At 59.0% G+C, this 4,533-nt stretch carries 1 protein-coding gene and 1 pseudogene; both read left to right on the top strand.

Annotated features, from left to right (window positions below; genetic code table 11):
• The coding region (locus ACE4YL_RS02145) for a two-component regulator propeller domain-containing protein (RefSeq protein WP_461369081.1) at window positions 1-3,460 on the top strand (3,460 nt) is incomplete at its 5' end.
• Window positions 3,461-3,632: 172 nt separating this feature from the next.
• Window positions 3,633-4,533, top strand: a pseudogene (locus tag ACE4YL_RS02140) (hypothetical protein); the annotation flags it as partial.

Raw genomic sequence — 4,533 nt, 5'->3', positions numbered from 1 at the left:
GCCCCATGCTCACAGTCCGGGCTACGTTTACAACAACGAGTACGGGCCCCTGCGTGTCATCGTGGAGGAGAATATCTCCATGTGGACGAAGTGGGTCGACTGCATTGTCGTCGGCGAGGGCGACTACGAGGAGCCCAAGGCTGAAGACATTATTACCGGCCCCACTGTATTTACGGTGAGCGGCGACGGGGTGCCGGGTGGAGCTATAGAATTCACCCTGGAGCAGCTGCAGGCCCTGGGCGAGACCACCGGCGAGTATACCTACACCTCCGGCGGCCAGCAGATCACGGACGAGGCCACCGGGGTGCTGCTTGCCCACATCCTGGAAAGCCTGGGCATTACCAATCCCGACTGGGAGATTACCGTCACTACCACGGACAACTTCGATCTGGGCACCGTTACCCTGCAGGAGGTCATTGACCAGGAATACCTGGTGGCCTATCTGGTCAACGGGCAGCCCTTTGAAGATACCAAGGAGGGCTACGATTCCTCCACCATTCGCATCTACCGCCACTTTAACGACGGCAGCAACTGGCGGAACCGGCTGACCCTGGTCAACGGGGTGATCGTAACATCTACCGACGTGTTTTCGGTGAGCGGCGACGGGGTGCCGGGCGGTTCAGTGGGCTACAGCCTCAACCAGCTAAAAGCGCTGGGCGAGACCACCGGCGAGTATACCTACACCTCCGGGGGCGAGCAGATCACGGACGAGGCCACCGGGGTGCTGCTTGCCCACATCCTGGAAAGCCTGGGCATTACCAATCCCGACTGGGAGATTACCGTCACTACCACGGACAACTTCGACCTGGGCACCGTTACCCTGCAGGAGGTCATTGACCAGGAATACCTGGTGGCCTACCTGGTCAACGGGCAGCCCTTTGAAGATACCAAGGAGGGCTACGATTCCTCCACCATCCGCATCTACCGCCACTTTAACGATGGCAGCAACTGGCGGAACCGGCTGACCCTGGTCAACGGGGTGATCGTTACTTCTACCGAGCCTCCGGCTGTATTTACGATCAGCGGCGACGGGGTACCGGGTGGTTCCGTGAGCTTCACCCTGGATGATCTAAAAGCGCTGGGTGAAACCACCGGCGAGTATAGCTACACCTCCGGCGGCCAGCTGGTCACGGACCAGGTAAAAGGGGTGCTGCTTGCCGACATCCTGGAAAGCCTGGGCATTACCAACCCGGCCTGGGAGATCAAGCTGGTCACCGCGGACGGATTCGAGCATAAAACCTACACTGTTACTTTGCACGCGGTTAAAGAAAACAACTACCTGGTGGCCTACGAGATAAACGGCGTCCCCATTGACCCCGAAGAGGACGTCCTCGACCTTTATCGCCACCACGACGACGGTTCCGGATGGCTGAACCGGGCGAGGGATGTATGCGGGGTTGAAGTTGCCTCCACCGACCTGGTGCTGCCGTGGATCTACTACCGCAATGACGACGGCAGCGGCCTGCCGCTTTATGCCGTCGTGCGCTGCATAACCCCCGACCAGAAGGGCGGCCTTTGGGTCGGCACCAACGGCGCCGGGGCGGCTTACCGCGATGCCGCGGGCAACTGGACCATCTACAACACCTCCAACAGCCCCCTGCCTCACAATGCCGTCCATGGCATTGCGGTGGATGACACCGACGGGGTCTGGTTCGTCGGCGGCAGCAAAGAGGACGGCATGGGCGCCGTCTACCTGAAAGACGGCCAGTGGACCATCTACACCAGCGAAAACAGCCCCCTGCCCGCAGACTACGCCCTCGACGTGGCTGTTGATGAGCTGGGCGGGATCTGGTTCGGCACCTATGAAGGGCTGGCCTACATGGGCCGGAATGGCAACTGGCGCATCTGGAACACCAGCAACGGCTTCCCGGCCCAGTCGGTGACGCGGATCGCCTTTGACAAGCAACGCGGCGGCATCTGGGTGGGCTTCCATCCCGAGGCCATCGGTGAACAGGGCGGCTACGCCTACATCGATGCTTCCGGGCAGGTTACTCCCTTCACTGCGGCCGCCGGGGAGCCGGGCACCTGGATCCGCTCCTTCTCCTTCGACAATGAAGGCGGGCTCTGGGTCTCCCGCTTTGACACGGTAGATTACATCGCGCCGGACGGCACCAGGATCGTCTACAGCGGCAAGGAGCTTGTGCCCTTCCTTGGCGACAACGACGGCATCCTCTTCGTGGAGGCCGATCGTGAGGGCTACGTCTGGATTGCCCTGTATCCCGGTGGCCTGCTGCGCCTCGATCCCTCGGGACAGTTGAGGACGGTTACCTCGTGGCTGACCCCGCAGTTCAGCGTCGTCTGGTACATGTATACCTCCCCCAGCGGCGCCTTCTATACCGGCGGCAATGGCGGGATCGCCATACTGCCTGCGCCGGGACCGGCCGGCAGCAATGCCGACCTGAAGAGCCTTACCTGCAGCAGCGGCAGGCTGTTCCCCGCCTTTGACCCGGCCATTACCGATTACTGGGTTATCATCGACGATGAGTCGGCCGGGGTGCCCGAAATTGGTGCCACCGTGGCCGATACCGGACGGGCTGTGCGGGAGATCATCAATGCCGGCTCCTTTGACGAAAATGCGCAGGTAACGGTTACCGCGGAAGACGGGACGCAGAAAACCTACACCATCGGCTTCATGCGGGAGATCCAGCTTCCCGATCCCGGCACCGCCGATGACCCGGCGCCGGTGGACGTGGAAGTGGGAGAGATCACCGATCTCTACCTGAACATAGCCCCCGGGGATGCAGACAAGTACGAGATCAATATAACCGTTCCTGCCGGAGCCGAAACGCCCACCCTCATGGTCAACACCGTGGCTGTAGAAGGCGGGCGCCAGGCAGTTCTGCCGGCCATGATCATTGAAAGCTACCTCTTTATAGAGGGCTCGTGGCAGCCGGTGCAGGTGGTTATAGCTGCCGGCACGACCGTCACCGGCCCTGCCGATTGGGACGGGGTGCTCCAACTGCCGGCAGTGAAAGAGGAGCCTTCTGTCTCCGTTGACGGCACCGTCAGCGTGGTGCTTGAGATGGGCCTTCTCCATGGCGAACTGTTCTTCGATAAGGCCGCGCGGCTCCAGATTCCCGGCCAGGCCGGAAAGAGCGTGGGCTATGTCAAGAACGGCGCCTTCACGGAGATCACCCTGATCCTGGAGGAAGACAGCCAGGCCTACGCCGACGCCCAGCTGCCGCCCGGCGGTGATGGAAAGCTCGATCTCAGTTCTGACCTGGTTGTCTGGACCAAGCATTTCACCGAATTCGTCATCTACGCGCCTGCCCAGGAGCCCGGGGAAGAGCCCAGTGAAGAACCTGGTGAAGAGCCCGGGGAAGATGAGCCCCCGAAAGAACCGCTGCCCAGAACATGGGGAGGCGGAATGCCTCCGGTGATGCTCTTTGCGGCGGTTTTAACGCTCATCTGCAGCGGGCTGTTCATCTCCCTTAACCGCCGGAGAGAAACCGGAATGTAACTGGAATAAGGAAGCCCAACACCTCCCCCCGCATATAAAGCGGGGGGAGGGCCTTCTTTTTACCTGCTTCCATGACTCCACAGAAAATCCTGTTTCTCTGTAAAAGCATGTCCGGGGATTTTACGGCATTTAGTGCTGTTTAAAGTGGGTTTTTTAGGAAGGGTGTGAAGGCATGAACAAATATTTGCCCAGGTGCTTGCTGCTCCTGGTAATTGTTCTATGGGTCATATTGATGATGTCCCCCTGGACATCGCCCGCGCAGGCGGCTGATCCCGATTTGATCATTACCGGAACGGGCTTGAAGAAGGATGTCATTATTTACCCGCATGACTGGGAAAATAATTATAACAAGGTAACACGATACTACTCATCTAACAATACTCTTAATTTTCATCATATCTGGAAGGTCAGGGGATACGACCTGTTTGATATTATTAAAACTGACAATTTAGTAGATGCAAGCAAGGACTATCTCCTGACTTTTGTGGCCAGAAATCGCGATGGCACAGAAACCAGAATATCTCGAACAATGAATGATCTGAAAAATCGCTATTATTACCCGCATTTTGATCCAAATGAGGAAATACCTGTTCCCCCGATGATTGGCTTTGAACGTGCCGATTTGTATGAGCATCAAGGCCTGCCGGTTCCGGCCGATGTAGTCTGGGGAGATAAGCCTTTTGAAAGAGATAACGATGCGCCTCGGCTTTACTTCGGCCAGGCGAAGGGCAATGTCAGCGATAAAAACATGACCTTTTTCCTGTATGGCCTGTTCAAAATCGTGGTAGGAGAAGAAAGGCCGCCCGGCGATGATGGGGATGATGGGAGCGAAGATAGTGATGGCAGTGGCAGCGGCGGGGGCGGCACAGGCACCACGACACCTCCCGGGGGCGGCAGTTCCGGAACGGGGACCACTCAGCCACCTGGAGGCGGCGGCCCCGGAACGGGGACCACGAAGCCGCCTGCTCCCGGCACCCAGCCTCCTGCACCCGAACCCGGCAAGGAGCAGGATCCGGGCGATCCTGACGAAGCAGAGGCAGATCAGCCTGTAGCCGGGCCCGGAAAAGAAACAG

Origin of the sequence: Candidatus Darwinibacter acetoxidans, assembly GCF_041936445.1 — a bacterium.
In the GTDB taxonomy this organism is placed as follows: Bacteria; Bacillota; Limnochordia; order Darwinibacteriales; family Darwinibacteriaceae; genus DTU010.
Note: the sequence above shows the minus strand (reverse complement) of the source record. Positions and strands in the feature narration are given on the sequence as shown.